The 16,722-nt window shown below is 43.5% G+C and carries 19 protein-coding genes; 1 reads left to right on the top strand and 18 read right to left on the bottom strand.

Features of this window, described 5'->3' with window-relative positions; genetic code table 11:
- The first annotated feature begins 304 nt into the window (after positions 1-304).
- Positions 305-3,079 (top strand): InlB B-repeat-containing protein, encoded by a 2,775-nt coding sequence (locus tag dnm_RS23750; protein ID WP_207679372.1) that lies wholly within the window; start codon positions 305-307, stop codon positions 3,077-3,079.
- A 17-nt stretch (positions 3,080-3,096) separates the two neighbouring features.
- Here dnm_RS23750 and dnm_RS23745 read toward each other — a convergent pair whose 3' ends face one another.
- From dnm_RS23745 to dnm_RS23660, 18 genes are all read right to left on the bottom strand, one after another.
- A complete protein-coding gene (locus dnm_RS23745; protein WP_207679371.1) occupies positions 3,097-3,585 on the bottom strand; it encodes a hypothetical protein in 489 nt (162 codons plus the stop codon).
- Between the two features lie 66 nt (positions 3,586-3,651).
- Positions 3,652-3,960 carry a type II toxin-antitoxin system RelE/ParE family toxin gene (locus tag dnm_RS23740; RefSeq protein WP_207679370.1) on the bottom strand — a complete coding sequence of 103 codons (309 nt, stop codon included), beginning with the start codon at positions 3,958-3,960 and terminating at the stop codon, positions 3,652-3,654.
- The gene (locus dnm_RS23735) at positions 3,957-4,196 is read right to left on the bottom strand and encodes an addiction module protein (RefSeq protein WP_207679369.1); all 240 of its coding nucleotides are present in this window, start codon (positions 4,194-4,196) and stop codon (positions 3,957-3,959) included. The genes dnm_RS23740 and dnm_RS23735 overlap by 4 nt, the downstream gene beginning before the upstream one ends.
- 343 nt (positions 4,197-4,539) lie before the next feature.
- Positions 4,540-5,943: a group II intron reverse transcriptase/maturase gene (ltrA, locus tag dnm_RS23730; RefSeq protein WP_207679368.1), complete on the bottom strand. Its 1,404-nt coding sequence runs from the start codon at positions 5,941-5,943 to the stop codon at positions 4,540-4,542.
- Positions 5,944-6,055: 112 nt separating this feature from the next.
- Positions 6,056-6,301, bottom strand: coding sequence for a hypothetical protein (locus dnm_RS23725; RefSeq protein ID WP_207679367.1), 246 nt, complete (start codon positions 6,299-6,301; stop codon positions 6,056-6,058).
- Between the two features lie 387 nt (positions 6,302-6,688).
- Positions 6,689-6,949 carry a YgiT-type zinc finger protein gene (locus dnm_RS23720; protein WP_207679366.1) on the bottom strand — a complete coding sequence of 87 codons (261 nt, stop codon included), beginning with the start codon at positions 6,947-6,949 and terminating at the stop codon, positions 6,689-6,691.
- A gap of 2 nt (positions 6,950-6,951) precedes the next feature.
- The gene (locus tag dnm_RS23715; protein ID WP_207679365.1) at positions 6,952-7,257 is read right to left on the bottom strand and encodes a DUF4258 domain-containing protein; all 306 of its coding nucleotides are present in this window, start codon (positions 7,255-7,257) and stop codon (positions 6,952-6,954) included.
- Between the two features lie 239 nt (positions 7,258-7,496).
- Positions 7,497-7,901, bottom strand: a complete 405-nt coding sequence (locus dnm_RS23710; protein ID WP_207679364.1) for a hypothetical protein — start codon at positions 7,899-7,901, stop codon at positions 7,497-7,499.
- 24 nt (positions 7,902-7,925) lie between these two features.
- Positions 7,926-8,678 (bottom strand): DNA alkylation repair protein, encoded by a 753-nt coding sequence (locus tag dnm_RS23705; RefSeq protein ID WP_207679363.1) that lies wholly within the window; start codon positions 8,676-8,678, stop codon positions 7,926-7,928.
- A 169-nt stretch (positions 8,679-8,847) separates the two neighbouring features.
- A complete protein-coding gene (locus dnm_RS23700; protein WP_207679362.1) occupies positions 8,848-9,258 on the bottom strand; it encodes a bacteriohemerythrin in 411 nt (136 codons plus the stop codon).
- 66 nt (positions 9,259-9,324) lie between these two features.
- Positions 9,325-10,002, bottom strand: coding sequence for a DUF6901 family protein (locus dnm_RS23695; protein ID WP_207679360.1), 678 nt, complete (start codon positions 10,000-10,002; stop codon positions 9,325-9,327).
- 54 nt (positions 10,003-10,056) lie between these two features.
- Positions 10,057-10,797 carry a TIM44-like domain-containing protein gene (locus dnm_RS23690; RefSeq protein WP_207679359.1) on the bottom strand — a complete coding sequence of 247 codons (741 nt, stop codon included), beginning with the start codon at positions 10,795-10,797 and terminating at the stop codon, positions 10,057-10,059.
- Positions 10,798-10,945: 148 nt separating this feature from the next.
- Positions 10,946-11,536 (bottom strand): BglII/BstYI family type II restriction endonuclease, encoded by a 591-nt coding sequence (locus tag dnm_RS23685; protein ID WP_207679358.1) that lies wholly within the window; start codon positions 11,534-11,536, stop codon positions 10,946-10,948.
- The gene (locus dnm_RS23680) at positions 11,533-12,342 is read right to left on the bottom strand and encodes a DNA-methyltransferase (RefSeq protein ID WP_207679357.1); all 810 of its coding nucleotides are present in this window, start codon (positions 12,340-12,342) and stop codon (positions 11,533-11,535) included. Before dnm_RS23680 ends, dnm_RS23685 begins: the two co-directional genes overlap by 4 nt.
- 146 nt (positions 12,343-12,488) lie before the next feature.
- A complete protein-coding gene (gene tmcA, locus dnm_RS23675) occupies positions 12,489-12,881 on the bottom strand; it encodes an acidic tetraheme cytochrome c3 TmcA (RefSeq protein WP_207679356.1) in 393 nt (130 codons plus the stop codon).
- Between the two features lie 90 nt (positions 12,882-12,971).
- On the bottom strand, positions 12,972-14,309 hold the full coding sequence (gene tmcB / locus dnm_RS23670; RefSeq protein WP_207679355.1) for an electron transfer complex ferredoxin TmcB: 1,338 nt from the start codon (positions 14,307-14,309) through the stop codon (positions 12,972-12,974).
- 617 nt (positions 14,310-14,926) lie between these two features.
- Positions 14,927-15,430 (bottom strand): nucleoside deaminase, encoded by a 504-nt coding sequence (locus dnm_RS23665; RefSeq protein WP_207679354.1) that lies wholly within the window; start codon positions 15,428-15,430, stop codon positions 14,927-14,929.
- Positions 15,430-16,029 (bottom strand): type I restriction enzyme HsdR N-terminal domain-containing protein, encoded by a 600-nt coding sequence (locus dnm_RS23660; protein ID WP_207679353.1) that lies wholly within the window; start codon positions 16,027-16,029, stop codon positions 15,430-15,432. The genes dnm_RS23665 and dnm_RS23660 overlap by 1 nt, the downstream gene beginning before the upstream one ends.
- Between the last annotated feature and the right edge of the window lie 693 nt (positions 16,030-16,722).

Here is a 16,722-nt window from a genome sequence, read left to right as displayed (position 1 = left end):
CTTTTCCCGCGGGGGAGGTGCCCCGTCCGGAAAAAAGCCGGGTTTCTCTGCTGTCCAGCGCTCAGTCCGAAAATTTTTCGATCTGCTGATTATCAGCAGATCAAAAATTTACACATATCCTCGTTTCCCCTCGTTCCCCTGCTTCGCGTCCCGGCCAGCAGGCGGAATCAGGACGCTAAACGTCCGCAATGACGCGTAAGATAACCTTGACATCCTTCCTTATCCGGTTTAAATAATCCCAAATTTTCACCATTATCGGAGTTGCGATTCATCCCCCTATGAACCCTTTATTCAGGAGTGATCCATGAAAAAATTATTTGTTTATCTTATGGTTATCATTATATCTGTCCTGAGCTGGTCAGATATGACACATGCTGTGGAAGTGAAAATCAGCCCGAAATTTATTGAGCCGCCTGCTTCGGGAGAGACAGGCACATTTGAGGTTGTCATTGAAAATGTTACTAAGCTTGGCGGTTTTCAATTTGATTTGAACTATGATGATGCCATTGTCACCGTTGAGGATGTTGTCTTAGGTGATTTTTTGGGAAGCACGGGCAGAAGGATATGGGATCCGGTCTTTAAAACCATTGATAATGATCATGGAACACTCACCTTTGGGGCTTTCAGTCTTCCTCCCGGAGAAGGAGCAAGCGGAAACGGTCCCCTTGCAATCATAACATTTTCCTTGAAAAGCGAGGAACATGCGCTTCTGACGTTTGATAACACCAAGTCCTGGATTATAAACACAGATAATCCTCCGTTTGTATTTCCAACAGAATGGATTTCCGGGAAAATCACCCCAACATGCGATATCGCAGTGACTTCGGGAAGTCACGGAAGCATCACGCCTTCCGGGGCTGTTGTGCCTGTGGAAGAGGGAACAGATCAGAGATTCGACATTGTTCCTGATGACTGCTATCAGATATCAGATGTGAGAGCGGATAGTGTTTCACTAGGGGCTGTAAGTTCCCACACATTTGAAAATGTGACATGCGAAACTGAAAATCACACATTGGAAGCTGATTTTGTGATCAGACAATTCACTGTGACCCCCCAAGTGTCCGGAGCCGGAGGCAGTATTTCTCCTGCCAGCCCTGTGACAGTAAACTGCGGACAGAGCAGGACATTCACCATAACACCTGATACCACGGCTCCTGACTGCTACTATATCTCAAATGTCAAAGTAAACAACGCTTCTGTCGGTGCAGTGAGTTCCTACACATTGGAAAATATCCGCAATAACTATACCATAGCGGCCAGTTTCGCTATTAACAATTACAGCATAACGCCGTCCGTGGCACCCGCGGATGGTCGGGGAGGCAGCATATCCCCTGCGGAACCTGTGACATTGGTCTGCGGCAGTCAGCGATTTGATATAACACCTGACACTGCGAATGGCTATCAGTTAAGCGATGTCCTGGTTGACGGCGTTTCTGTGGGGGGACCTGTAAGTTCTTACACATTTACTGCGAATAATCTGACAGGGGCCAGCCATACAATTCATGCGATTTTTGTGGCAGATTACCATACCATAGAAGCCAGCGCAGGTGATACCGGCAGTATAAATCCTTCCGGCTCTGTAAAAGTCGCGCCTGGAGATGACAAAACATTTGAAATCATACCTGCCGAATGCTACAAGGTAAAAGATGTCATCGTGGATGACGAGTCAAAGGGAGCCATAAACGCATACACATTCGAGAAAGTGACAGCCAATCATACGATTCATGCCACCTTTGAAAAAATTATGTACACCATAGAAGCCAGCGCGGACGAGGGAGGAAACATCTCGCCTTCAGGCACTGTGGAAGTGGAATGCGGCGCAGATCAGGCATTTACCACAGAAATCACAGATGATTGCTATGAGTTTAAAGAACTCGTAACAGACAATGAGACAGAACTTACAGACAATACTTTCACCTTCACCGATGTGCAAAGTAACCATATTATCCGGGCTGTTTTTGAAAAAAAGACCTATATCATTGCAGCCAGCGCCGGAAAAAACGGAACCATTGAGCCATCCGGCGATGTGGTTGTGAACTGCGGAGAAAATCAGATATTTCAGATCACGCCAAAGGATGAAGCCCATCCGCTGCTTGAGGTGAGGGTGAACGGCAAGGACTTGCAAGAAGTAACAGACGAATATATTTTTGAAGATGTAAGGGCTGAAAATCACCGTATCCATGCCATATTTGAAGGTGATGACATACACACCATAACAGGCGCTGTCGCTGGCGCGGGGGGAAGTATTGAGCCGGCCGGCGATGTAATTGTAATAGACAGGGAAGATCAGAAATTTACAATCATCCCGGATGAAGGCAGGTCGTTAATTGATGTGCTGATCAACGGTGTATCTGTGGGGGCGAAAACTGAATATACGTTTTCAAATGTAACGGCTGATCATACAATCCTGGCCGTATTTGAAACCCATGCCATAGAAACCATTGCCGGAGATAACGGAAAAATTGAACCGATCGGTGATGTGACGATAAAAGATGGAAAAATAATTGTCCCCCACGGACTGAATCAGAGCTTTACGATTACGCCTGACGCCTGTTATGAGATAGAAGCGGTTCAGGTGGGTTCGGTTACAGAAGACATTGAACCGGATGAATCAGGGCAGGGCGTTTACGAATTTAAAGAAATAATCCAAGACAGTTCCATAACCGCTGCTTTTAAACGCATCACTGACAAAGGGGATATTAATAATAACGGCACTGCTGATCTGGCAGACGCCATTTTAACCCTGAAACTGCTGTCCGGCACTGTGTTTATCACTCTCAGCGGAGCTGACACGGACGGTGACGGCAAAGCTGAAATGGAAGATGCTGTTTATACGTTACAGGTTGTCTCAGACAGCGCAAAGCCGCAGACAGGTGATGAATCTGTCGTCTTTGGCGATATTAATGACGACGGGACCGTTGATTTGAGAGATACCATCCTGACCCTGAAATTAGTCCGCGGCGCAGATGTCAGTACCGAGAAAATCACAATCTGTGCGGATGCGAATCAGGATGACAAGATAGGGGCAGAAGAAGTGATTTATGTTTTAGGCATTATTGCAGAGATGATAACGCCATGAACAGCATCTGATAATTATTAGAGAAATTTTTCATCCTTGTTTTGATGAATATCCCGCATCGTGAAGGTAGCTATCCATTTGTTATTGGAATCTATTACATTAAAATAGAGAATAGTGCAGCCACAACGCCAGTATAAGCATAAAGCGGGCAGATCGGCACTCTCTTCTATCTTTCCCACCAACGGAATTTCGCCTCCATCGCACTCACAAAAGAAAACTTCGGGGCATGGAGTAATATTATTTTTGTCATTCATATTTCTACAAAAAATATTTTCTACAAAAAACCTAACGCCTAAAATAAGCGGCGGGGCGGGTTGAGTCAGCAACTTCGCTAACCGACAAGTAGCCCCGTCCGCTTCATTTACGGAATTTTGCCCATCGCACTCACAAAAGAAAACTTCGGGGCATGGAGTAATATTATTTTTGTCATTCATATTTCTACAAAAAATATTTTCTACAAAAAACCTAACGCCTAAAATAAGCGGCGGGGCGGGTTGAGTCAGCAACTTCGCTAACCGACAAGTAGCCCCGTCCGCTTCATTTGAGGGTTATATTTTCTGACAATGCTATTGTCAGATGATTTCGTTTTTTCTTTTAATCCAGTATTCGGGTCTGCGATGACCGTGTGCGACGGCAATAATCCATAAGGTGTTTTTACGGACAATGTAGGCGATGTAATATGGAAATGTTCTGAGATTGACACGGTGGTAGCCGCCTCCGCGAACCCTCGGAACGTCGGAATTGCCCAAAATCCAGCTGACATGCCGCTCGAACTCCTCCTTCAGCCTCAGCCTCAGTCCCAGTCCTGTCTGCTGTTCCTCATAATATGCTATGGCATCATTCAGTTCCTCGAATGCCTGCTGAAGAATTATTTTTTTCATTGTATGAACCGCTTTTCAATTTTTTGCATTGCCCTGTCGTAATCAATACCGATTGCTGTTCCGTCATCAACAGCACGGACTCTGTCCGTGATTTCCTTTTCCCACGCTGATTCAATATCGTTATCGGAATCCGAAGAGCGGTTATCAAGGAAAAGAAGAAATCTGACTAGTTCCAGACGCTCTCTCCTTGGCAGTCTAATTAGTTCCGTGGTCAGATTTTCAATGTTTTGTCGCATTTGTTCCCTGTTTCCTTTTTGTTTGCAAGTTAATATTGCAAGTCAGATTGGAAAAGGAGCTGTACAGCAATGCCCCTTCTCCTTTCACACCCGCCTTGCATTACTGAGAAAAATATAGCGATTAAATCAGCGGCGGCAGAGGATTCGCTGAGGCTTTCATCCGAGAAACAGCCCCCGCCATCCGGTTCCGGGTAGATGCGCCTGTTACCAGGCGCACCCCCCACAGATCCGGACGTGAAGATTTCCCTCATCCGGTTCCTCGGTGCTGAGAGTTTTCACCCCCTCAGCAACCAAACAGGCACGACCCCTTTTGGCGCATAACTTTTGCTGCCCCGCAGACTCTTCAGATGTTGTGGATTATTCTGGGCAGAGGTAACGGAAAGTCTGAGATTATTTTCTCATACTTCTCCCAGCTCAGTCCGCCCTTGTGACTCCGGCGACTCAGCCAGAACCGCCACGCTTTCACCGCATGATTGCGAACAGTTTCCAGCGCCCTGTAGTTGCTTCGCACTCCGAAATATTGGAAGTAGCCCCGCAACTTCTCACAAAGTGCTTTATGCTGTTCCTTCAGGGGTTTGTGGCGATTCCTCATACACCAGTCCCACAGCGTTTTCATAAAACGCATAAGACGTTTCCTCGCTGTCTTCTTCCTAATCACCCAGAATCCCCGGAGGGATTTTGCCCGGTAAAAGGTGAAACCGGGAAAATCGAATGTTCCGGGTTTGTACCTTCCGGCTTTGTCCGGTTTCCCGAACTTCACCAGCTTCGTCTTTCCCATGTTCAGAGAAAGACCGAACCGTTCAAACCGTTTCGGCAGCACTTCCATTATCCTCACTGCGTCTGACTTCGCCCCGAGACCGATTATGAAATCATCCGCCCATCGGATGATGAAGCACCTCCCTTTCATCCGTGGCCTCACCTCTTTTACAAACCAGTCATCCAACACGTTATGCAGGAATATGTTTGCCAGAAGGGGTGAGATCACGCCGCCCTGCGGTGTCCCGCTTTCCGAACGGCTCAGTTTCCCTTCATCGAGAACTCCGACTTTCAGCCATTTTCCGATCAGTCTCCGTATTCCGCCGTCGTTTACCCTCCGGCTTATCATGTCCTGCAACAGTTTGTGGTTTATGTTGTCAAAAAATCCGCTCACATCCGCATCCGCGATCCAGTTAATATTCAGTTTCAGGCATTTTTCACGAATTTCGTGAATTGCCTCATGCTGACTGTGACCCTTTCGGAATCCGTGAGAAAAGTCATAAAAATCAACATTATATATGACGTATAAGACGGTTTCCACCGCTTTCTGAACAATTTTGTCCTCCGGCGCCGGGATACCAATCGGACGTTTGCTCCCGTCTTCCTTCTCCAGCCATATCCGTTTCACCGGTGTTGCGGCGTACTGACCTCTCCGCAGCCGCTGATACAGATTACAGAGGTTTGTATCAGGATTTTCGGCGTATTTCTTTGCCGTCACCCCGTCAGCTCCGGCAGCCTCACTTATCCGGACTGCCCGGAATGAATCTCTCAGCAAGCTGAGATCAATCCGGTGTGCCAGGGATGTGAAAATCATGTCAGGATTGTTTTCCGCCAATACCCGGACCGTTCCGAAGGATGTTTCTCCCACTAATACCGGCGGGCTTATGCCGGCTTTCAGGCCGCTGCTCATCATTCCGGGATTACGGTCTGTCTGTTCCGCAGTCTCCTGATTTTCTGCTGATATGGTTTGTGACCTCTGTGTGTCTCCCATAGTTCCTGTCAGCAGAGCGTCATACCCTGCTTCTCCTTCCCTGCGGCGGGTCGCACGGGCTTTGTCTCCCCGCCCTGTCGAACGGCTTTCTTTTTTTTTCCGTCCACCGGTGCTATGATCCGCTAGGACTTCCGCATGTCCCTCTCAGGTTCGTCCGCTCTTCGCCATCCTCCCCTGATACCCTGCTTTGCCCTTCTTTTATGTCTGTGTCTCCGCCTTTCAGCAGACTCGTCAGCACGGCGGGGCTTCCTGATCTGCGCCGGGATTTTGTCCTCTGACCGGATATCCTCATACCTTTCTCTCTTCGCAGGGAAACATGCGGATATCTCAGGTTCCCAGGCGGTCCCCATGATTGCATGCCCTGTTCTCAGATCCCGGCGGTATCCTGAACACTTGCCATATCGCATTCAGGATTGCTGCCTTCCGTTCGCTGAACAACGTCGGCTTTCGCTTCCGATTTCTCAAAAGCTTGTCCTTCTGACCACGATCATACCCATTTCGGGGCTCAGTCACACAGCCTGCAGTCTCGTTCCGTCCGGCTTCGGACGCCCGTTGCCGGGTTTGCCCTCGGACTTCACTTACGGCCTGTCGGCCACACTTTAGCCGTGCGGGACTTTCTCATTATCTGATCACCCGCCGGACAACGTTATCGAATTTCATGAACTTTCGTTCAATTCCAACGATCTGGATTTAACTTGACACAAGCAGCGACTGGTTATTTTTTTACAAACCGTATTTTCACTCACTATGCAGGCTGAAGTTCGGCATAGTGTTCAACCGGAACAGGAATTTCCTTTTTCACTTCTTTTCCGAGAGAGTATATCTCGTTGAACTCTTTTTCTATTTTTTCGAGAACATCACCTCTGAAATACTGTTCTCCGCAGTATTCGCATTGCAGGCACGGCACGTCATTGACTATGAGAAATCTGTCGCTGTGTTTGTAAATATACTGTACCTTGCTGTTTCTGAAATTTTTGTTTCCGCAAAAATGGCATGTCTTACTCATTTTTAACCTCGCTCATAGGGATTTCTGAATTTGGGCGGAGTCGGAACATATACCGTGATTATTACCAGGTCTCCCTCAAGCTCGCCGCATACGACATGCAGAGGTTTTCCCGAATTTGTGAACCCGACAGCCAGGCAGCTCTCACCTCTGGCATCATCTTCGTATTGTTCCAAAACCATACCGTTAAGCAGCGATTCTCTGACCTCGGCGATTGTGAGATTATCATTCTGCCGTTCCTGCTCTCCGTGTCTTGTAAAATAATACTCACGCTGGCTGATTTTTTTTCGTATCCAACTTATGTCAAACATATTTCATACTTTTTTATCTCTGATTTTCTTCTCCCGAACCAGATATCTCATTATGCGCTGTCTGTTCCGACCGGCTACCCGCTCGCAGAAAAAATAACTTGGATTATGCCGAAAAATTTCGGCATATGCCGCATACAGATATATATTTCTGAAGCATATACATGTATATGCTTTCGCTTCCGTCCGGCCATATCCCTTACCTTAAATCCTGCGTTCTTCAATACCCAGTTATAAAATGCTTACAAATAGTTAGCCGCTGTCTTTGCTGCCTCTTCTTTTGATCTGACCGTCACCATGTCGAAAACAAAACGACTACCTACCTGTGTCCATCTTCTAGCTGTCAACCGGGTTATCAGAACTTTTGAATCAATAGTAATAATTGCTTTTAATCCCGCCTTTGCATACGCGGGAAACAGATAGCTTTTAAACCATTTCTGAGTTTCTTCCAGTACGACACCCTTTGCATTTGAGATATTTGCCACAAGAATTTTTGCGCCCTTGTGAACTTCTTCCAACTGTCGTTCACAGCACTCCCGGACAATATCCTGGTTAAACAGATTCTTCCATAAAATATACACAACTCCGGTTTCAGGTTTGTAATTGACCTTCACATAACCCTCTTTCATATAAATCGTATTGTTCATAGTTCCATTTCCTTAAACTGAGATTTAAAGGAATATACTCCACAACAATAACGCACCCTGTAAGCAGTCACCAGGGTTTAAGATGGCTTCGCCCACCTTGTTTTTTCTGAGTCTTTTCTGAACATTGTCGCCAGTTAATTCTCTTAACGCATCTGTGGCGATCCATCGGGCTGCTTTTGAATCTGTTTTTCTGATATCCTCAGCAATTTCAATGGCACGCGTGTTCAAATACTGATTTCGCTTCCCAATTTGTCGCAATGCCCAGTTCACGGCTTTTTTAACAAAATTTCTCGCATCCCAAGCTTCTCTTATGATCATCGAAAAAAACTGCTCAAACTGCAACTCATCTGCGTGTTTATCGTGAACAGCAACCTGGGTCATTAAAACAAATCCGGCCCGTTTGACAAATTCTTCTTCCCGGGTTGTCCACTCAATTGCTTTCAGATAAGCAAATTCGGTTTTAACAAAAAGCTTGTTGCAACACTGATCACAAATATCCCAGGAGTCAAAGTCCTTTACCTGGCGTTCCATCTGATCCCGGGTGACCATTTGAGGAGCATCTGTCATACAAGCAAGTATCCGGGCCTCGTGAATTCCTGATGACCAGAGATGTGCTGCAAGCAGATGATCTTTGCCAATCTGTGCGGCGATCTTTCGCAGATTCGGAATTGAAATGCCATAAGTATTTTCCGAATTGACGCCAAATCGTGCCATTCCCGCGACCGATTCGGGATCAGCCAAAGATTTCAGTCTTTCCAAAATATTATCATATCGCATTTTGGCTCTCGTGTAAAGACCTGACGTCTGACATAGTGATCAGTTACCAGCTTTTGCCAAATCTGAATCTCCATAAGTGTTATCTTCTCACCTGCCAGGCGGGTATGGCATCCTTAGACCGTGTATGGCTGAAAACCGAAAGCTGACGACTGAAAGCTGATTGCACAACTCAGGTGATACCTTGGGCATTCATGTCTTTCTGATATTTTTTGTCCATGACACCGATATGACTTTTCAGCCAGTCTGTGAGAAAGATTGACATGCTGGTGCTGAGAAAAGCTGACAGACCTTTGTCAGCCTTGTCTTTGTAGTCTTCAATTGACCCAATGAATTTTTGGTGAGCATTTTTTTGTTCAGACAGCCCCGGATAGCTGACCTTCTCCATTAATTTTTCCTCTGCTTCGAAATGATACTTCGTATAATCAAGGAGTTCTTTTATTATGTCCGCAACCAGGGGAGTTGCTTTTCCTTCTATCATTGCATCATGCAGTTTGTTCAGCAGGTCAAAAAGTTTCTGATGGTCTCTGTCCATGGCACCGACCCCCACGCTGTAATCACCACTCCATTGAAATAATGGCATTCCAACCTCCCTTTCTATAAAAATTAATAAAAGAAACAAAGTGTTAAACTCAGATCATTCTGTCACTCAGAACAATTTTCCCTGAAAAGTCCTCCTGAAATCTCTGAGTTGTTCTTCAAGAGATACATGCACCATAAAGGAAAGCGCGCCCAGTTGTACAACAGCATTGAGATTGGCATCTGCTTTGGAAGCAATTCGGATTCTTTCGGTAAAGGAGGTATTCAGCTCCTCCAGTTTATTATAGAGAGACCTGAGTTCATTCAGCTCAAAGTCAGGCTTCTCCCCGTCTGAAAAAATAAAATATTGCCGGATAAGATATGCGCCCACTGTTCGGAAAAGGGTATCTTCCGTGGTGGCAAAGGGTAAGTGAAAATATGCCAAAGACCACAATTTCGACAAAACCGGACATGCGCTTGTTGCCATAACCAGACCGAGGAGGGATTGCAGCCCGGTCTGAATGTCACATTTTTTGCTGTATTCCCGCTCAGATGTTCTTACTTTTACCCATACGATCTCATGAGAAAGAAAAGGGGAAAATCCCTCTACAATTTCCTGCAGATCCACTGCTGTCGGACAACACTGATATTCTTTCAAAGACAGCGGACAGATTTTACATTGATTATAATCTAATTTTGTCCAGACATGATGGGCTGACCCGTTTATTTTATCCGTGTATTGCCGGTTTATATTAATCTGAAAATTCAGATTCCTGCCGTCCTGGGTTTCGAATATGTATTCTATCATAATGATTATCTGATTTCACGAGGTTAATTTTAAAAAGACTTTTTCATAATTATGTTATCTTTTAAGTTCATAGCTGTTTGTATGCGCAGGTAACTCATTTGCTAATTTTGCGTAACTTAATGACATGTTGCTTTCTTCAATGTTTACAACCCGCCATTTGTCATTTTTAAGCACAAAGCTCCATACCGTTTCTACCTCTGCAAAACCTTTCTGTCCCTCAGTTATCTCTCCTGTATCCCGTCTGGCAAGGTAATCTTCCATTTCAGCGGTAACAGAGACAGCGATTCTGGATTCATCATGTTCTCCGCTTTTATTCCGATAGGCAAGAAATAACGGTTTGATGGCAATAATATTCTTAACCTGGCAATGATTGACCAGCCCTTCCCTGGCCCATTGATCAAGAAAAACGATCTGCTGGTTTCTCCAATACCAATCAGTCATCCATTCTGATGCTTCTGACATATCTTCTCTTCGCCATGCATCATGTACCTGGTAAAAACATTCCACAATGCGGTCCCGCAAATATGCCCAGTCAAAATGCCCGCTGATCTTTGCAAGCCCATGTAAGTCTTTAAGCGTGCGACGTTCTGCAAGGTATTCTTTTATGCCGGCGTAGAAGATAAAGGGTAATAAAATGACAGTAAGGACGGCTAAAAGAACTTTTCCCCAAAAAGAGCGAAACATTGCGGATGCGATTTTGCCTCCGGGTCCTGCCAGGGCAGGTTCTATAAAAATAAGTAATGTAAATAATACCCACATTCCGATTAGTAATACCTGAAAGAGCTTGTTCATCATCTCTCCTTTTCCTTTACAATGAAAGGGCTGGAAGAAAGTTCTTCCGCTATCTGCCTGACAGTTGAGCTTATCAGCACATTGAAAGTACTCCCTCGGATCTGCCAATCCGAACCAAGTTTTTTTTTACAGTTTTTTGATTTGCTGATTATCATTCTGTTTCATCAACTCCGATCACTAGTACAGGGATATCTATATCTGATACCCCCCTTTTTTCTAAATCCCACACAAATTGTTCAAAGTATGACACACCTGTGGACATTTCATCTGCAAGCTGTTTTATGGGAACAATTTCAAACCCGGCATCAATAAACCCTAATTTTTTAAAAATCGTCATTTTTGCACATATGTTATAAACCATAAAAGCATATTTCCCAAACTGTACTTCAACGCCCAATTTCTCTTTCAAAAAGTCCATTGCTCTGTAAGGTTTGCGAACAGCTTTTGAATTTTTGGGTTTGTAATTGGCAGTATAGTATTGGGTGGGATAATCGCAATAAACCTTATTTATTTTATCATCTTTCCAATTTAATTTTTTAAACTCGGTCTTAAATAATTTGTTCAATTCTTTAGGACTATAAAGAATTTTCCCCACCATTGTCTTTTCTTTACTTGTCTTTGATCTGCATAAGCTCGCATTAACCCCATGAACAACAGCTTGAATTTCTTCTAACAGATGCGGATATTTATGGTTTATGACTTCTTCACCTTTATTAAAGGAGTACTTTCCTGCGATTATCATTTATCGCTGTTCCTATTTAACTCTTGCCATTCTTTTGGTCTCTGCGACACTTTTTCACGACCTGTGGGTTTATGAACAGGTTTTCCCAAGGGTCTTATTTTTAACTTTCCTGCATAAAAATCATATATTCGATTTTTCCCTATCTCCACATAATGTCGGTCTTTTTCACATCCCACGACCCTTCGATTATGTTTTAATCCAGCGATTAAAGAAGATGCCACACCGCAATAGGGATCCAAAACCACATCCTCCTCATCTGTAAATGCCAAAACAGACCGTTCCACCAGTTCTATTGGAAACTGACAAGGATGTTCAGTCTTTTCCGGATGATTGGACTTCACATTCGGTATATCCCAAAGCTCTTTATCCCATTCTTTTGCAACAAGCTCCCAAATATCAGACGGATTTTTTCCCAAAGGATTTCCAGAAATCTTTCCCTTATTTTTTCCTTTATAATATCTTTTCCCAGGATATTTGGACGGAACCCTTACCGAATCCAGGTTAAACTTGTAGTTGTCAGATTTGGTAAACCAAAGCATTGTCTCATATCTCCCTGAGAATCTTTTTGACGCGTGCTGCTGTTTAAGATAGTGGTCAATGCTTGTTCGAATTTCATACGCTTTTCCTACATTATATGGCGGAGAAGTTATAATTAACATTGAAAGATCAGATGGAACTGTCCGGAGAAAAGCATAAGTGTCGCCAGTATGCAGAATAATTCTTTCGCTCTCAGAAAACGTATCAGAAATGCTTATTTCTGAATTGCTTATTGATTCGGAATTAAAAATTAATTGTTGAGTAAACATATCAAGAAGTTCTGTTTGTGTTTCGCAAATACAATACGTTAAAAATAAATCAGATACCAAACAGCCTGCTAAGAGACTTCCGAAGTTTTAAAAATTTCGGAAGTCTTAGCAAAAATGTTATTAAAACATCATTCGTTAACAGGCTGTTATTTCACATGACACTCTCCGCACATCACCGGTCCGGCATTTTTTTGTTCATGACATCCTTTGCACTGAAGATGGTAAACCCTTACCAGTTCTATGGGATCATCGTTTTTTTCAGTGAGATGACACGCTGAGCATTCCATGCCTTCGGAAGACTCATCCTCAACTTTTTTTCCTTCATTATATGTATGATGACACACATTGCATTCTTCAATCTGCGCTTTTTCATTATGCTCGTCATGCAGAAAAGGAACAGACGGGCGCATGATCTCTCTGATATCAAACGCACTGTCCTGTACCGTTGTTATATCTTCCTGTGAAAAACCAGATATAACAGCAACTACCGAAACAAACACCATAAATACCATATATACCATCAGATTTTTTTTCTTCATCAAATATTTCCCTTTTTTAATGGATAATTATCAATTATCAATTATCAATTATCAATTATCAATTATCAATTATCAATTATCAATTATCAATTATCCATTCTTTTCCATACATTCATATATAATATCACCCAAAAATTTGAGTTCCATATCAAGCCCGTAATGGTGAATAATATCTTCCAATCCTCCGTGACAGTTATGACAGGGAGCGATTACCGTCTTGGCACCTTTGGCTTTTGCAGCAAACAACTGTTCAGCCTTGACCTTGTTTCCCTCAACCCGCTTTGTTTTAAACGGAGGCCCGCAGTTAATCACCCCGCCGCCTGCGCTGCAACAGAAATTATGCTCCCGGTTCGGCACCATTTCAATAAATTTTTCACATGTCTCATTGACCACATACCGGGCCATTTCGTGAAGTCCTCTTCCCCGGACAATGTTACAGGGATCGTGAAGGGTGACAGGACTGTCAAATTTTTCAGTGATCTTTATTTTTCCTTCTTTGAAAAGCTCATAATAGAACTCAATGGCATGAATAACCGGTATGGGAGGTGTTTTCCATGTTAGCCAGCGATTACCTGTATCATACACAGAACGATACGCATGTCCGCATTCTCCCATTACAATCCGCTTTGCTTTGAGCCGCATGGCGGTTTCAAAATGCGCTTTTTTTAACCGCCCCATCATTTCATTATCCCCGGTGTACATGCACATATCGCTGTTGTCCCATCCGGGAGTTGCCGGCATGGTCCAGTCAATCCCGGCTTCATTCATAATCACAGCAGCCTGATAAATCAGTTGCGCACGAAACTTGGGTTCAGGCCCGATAACAGAATAAATAACGTCCGCCCCTTCCTTTTCAAGGGGTATCCGCAAACTCGGGATCTCATCCTGCGCCTCTTCTTCCTGCCACATAAGACTGTCTATCCACTCATCTTCCTTCACCCACATCTGATTCAGGGTTGCAGCATGGCTGTTGGCCGTTGACTGGATGTACTGGGGAACCACTCCCAGCTTATGACATATCCTTCGGACAACAAGCATGAGGTACGCAATATCAATACCAAACGGACAGTACATTGAACAGCGGCGGCACAGATTACATTCTGTTGACGCTATTTCAGAAGCCCGGTAAATAAACTCCGGGCTGACTTTGCCCCTTTTCTTTAACATCTCCCATAAGGTCTGCTTGACTTTTCCGGCAGGGGAAAACGACGGATCATTGTCATTTGAAAGATAAAAATGACATGCTTCGGAACAAAGACCGCAATGCACACAGGTATCCACATATACCTTGAGACGGGCGCCAGTTTCATTATCCAAAACGTCCCTGATCACCATCTCAATTCTTTCAGGTGTAAGTTTTTTGGTCCCTCCGTCCAAACCTTCGTCAAAAATTCTTTTATTTTCTTTTTTTAATGCAGGTTCAGCCATAATATGTACTCCTTATTTGGAGGTTAGAAATCGAAAATTAGAAATCGGAAATAGCCAATTATCATTACAAAAAACGAAAAATGGCAGAAAAATCGTATCTGAATTTCAAATTCCAAGTCTTTCATCAGAACCGGTCCCGGTTCTTTTGATAATTTTTTTTATGAGGACTGAAAACAGGGACCGCACTGCTTCAAAATTTTATTTTAACAATGGTTCGTACAGTTTTTTGAAAAATAAGAGGGTATAAGAGATATAACCTGCTGAAAACAAAGGATTTGATTTTTCAGATTGAAAAATTGTCAAATTTTGTAATATCAATTGGTTATAAAAATTGTCCGAACCGTTTTTTTAATTGTCTGTTTGAAACATTGTGGTTATTTTATGATTATCGAATATTGGTCCGGAGATGATAATCAACAGGGATGAATCGCGCACCTGCCCGTTCTTGAGTCGGGAAATCCGAAGCAGATATCCCGAATTTGCCAGTTCGGCGGAACATCTTCAAAGCCACTGAACTATTGCATCCATTTACATAAATTTCAATATTAAAATTTTTTTCCTTCTGCTTCTGAGCAAGGCCAGTCATAATTGTTGGCTCATACAGGAGAGGCTGCTTTTCAGGGCTGGCTGAGTGTATATTGAGCTAAAAGGCTCCCCTTCCAGTAATTATTGTCGGGATTTGCAAAAAAGGCTTTGAACAGTTCAAGACTTTCTTCGCGTAAAATATCCGGCACAATGGAAATCTGACGATTTTTATATAAAGGGGGGAGTCTTGTCAGATCGCACTGTGTCCCCCCTCCCATGACATCTTCATACGCGTAAACAATTTTCCCAATGCCGCTTAACAGGATAGCAGCAAAGCACATCAGACAAGGCTCCATGGTGCAGAAAAGCGTAAATTCGTTCCGGTCTGCATTTTCTCCCATATCCGTGAGGCGTCTTAACGCGACCATTTCGGCATGGTCTGTTTCATTTGCAGAATCTCCTGTGGTGCCGTTCCGGGAACCGTTCACAAGAATTTTGTTCTGATGCGCGATGACACATCCCACAGGAAATTCACCTGCGGATAATGCTTTTTTTGCCTGTTCCAGGGCTTTTTTCATAAAGTAATAATCATCCATTATTCCAACCTGCATACTGTGTCATCACACGGACAACTTCCGTCTATTTCAAACACATAAACAATTCTGGATTCCATTTCCGCCTGTTTTGCCGAAATCGGATCAAAATGCGCATTTTCAGCCAGTTGAATAAGCCGGGATCTGGAAGGTACGGATTCAAGACCCGATGAAATCACTTTACCGCTCTCGCCGTCCATAATGTGTGCATCCTGGCCGTTTGTTACAACAACAACCGGGATATTGTAAGACGCTAAAAGTCTTGATGATGCGAGTGCGGAACGCTGCCGGGTGACCAGAGATCCTGGACCGTATTTCACAATCATGCAAATTCTGGGGGTTTCCTTTTTTTCCCGGGTTTCCCCCTGTGAACGAGAAGAGAGCAATAATGTAATTTTAAAATCAACCTTTACAATCGCTCTGAGGTCCCCTGCCTTTACAAGCAGTTCACAACGGGGTTCAATTTCGTTTTTGGAATACCCCTTATCTTCCACAAGCAGACGTGCCAGCTTCTGCTTATATCGCTCGTCATGCGTGTCGTCAAGGGTTTCTCCGGTAATAAAATCAGCAAGTTTTCCAAGTATCAGATGATGTCCTGCCATAATCCCTCTTTACAAGTGTTCAGAAATTAAATTTTGCAGACATTGTAGTGACAGATTTCCCCATAAGCTGTCTTTTTTGCTTTGCCGCTTAAGCCAGCAGTCCGAAAACCAGATTGCGTTATTAAAAAAACGACCTTGATCTTTGTTTCGGCCATTTCAGCGATTTATTATCCGAACCCCGTTTTTTTCATAATTAAAGGATCACATGAATTTACAGCAAGTTAATTCTGTGAGTCCTTTAATTTTATCAATTATGGTTCGGACATGCGGCTCAAACAAAAATCAAAGCCAAAAGAGAACCTATACTTAAACAATATCTTTACCGTATTCAATTATTTTTTCAAACAATATAGAATTTTTTTTTAACTATTTGAAAAAAATAATTTTTTTCAAACAGTTTTTATGTTTTTCAATGATCATCAACTTAAAACAGATCACATTTCAGCTTCCTGCCGGACAGTTTGTCATTCCTGCGAAAGCAGGAATGACAAACTTTTTGTTCGAATCGGATCAAAAAAATTTGATTATCGAGTAATACCTATAATTTTGTTTAGAGCGTGTTTGAAAAATGACAAATGTCCCCGAAAACGGGCCTGGCGATTTTTTTTAACCGCGAAACACACGAAACACACGGAAAATTACTTTTTAAACATGCTCTCAGCGACACAAAGACACAAAGTGACCTCGTGAACC

The organism is Desulfonema magnum, assembly GCF_017377395.1.
Taxonomy (GTDB): Bacteria; Desulfobacterota; Desulfobacteria; order Desulfobacterales; family 4be13; genus Desulfonema_C; species Desulfonema_C magnum.
This window is presented reverse-complemented; position numbering and strand designations above follow the sequence as displayed.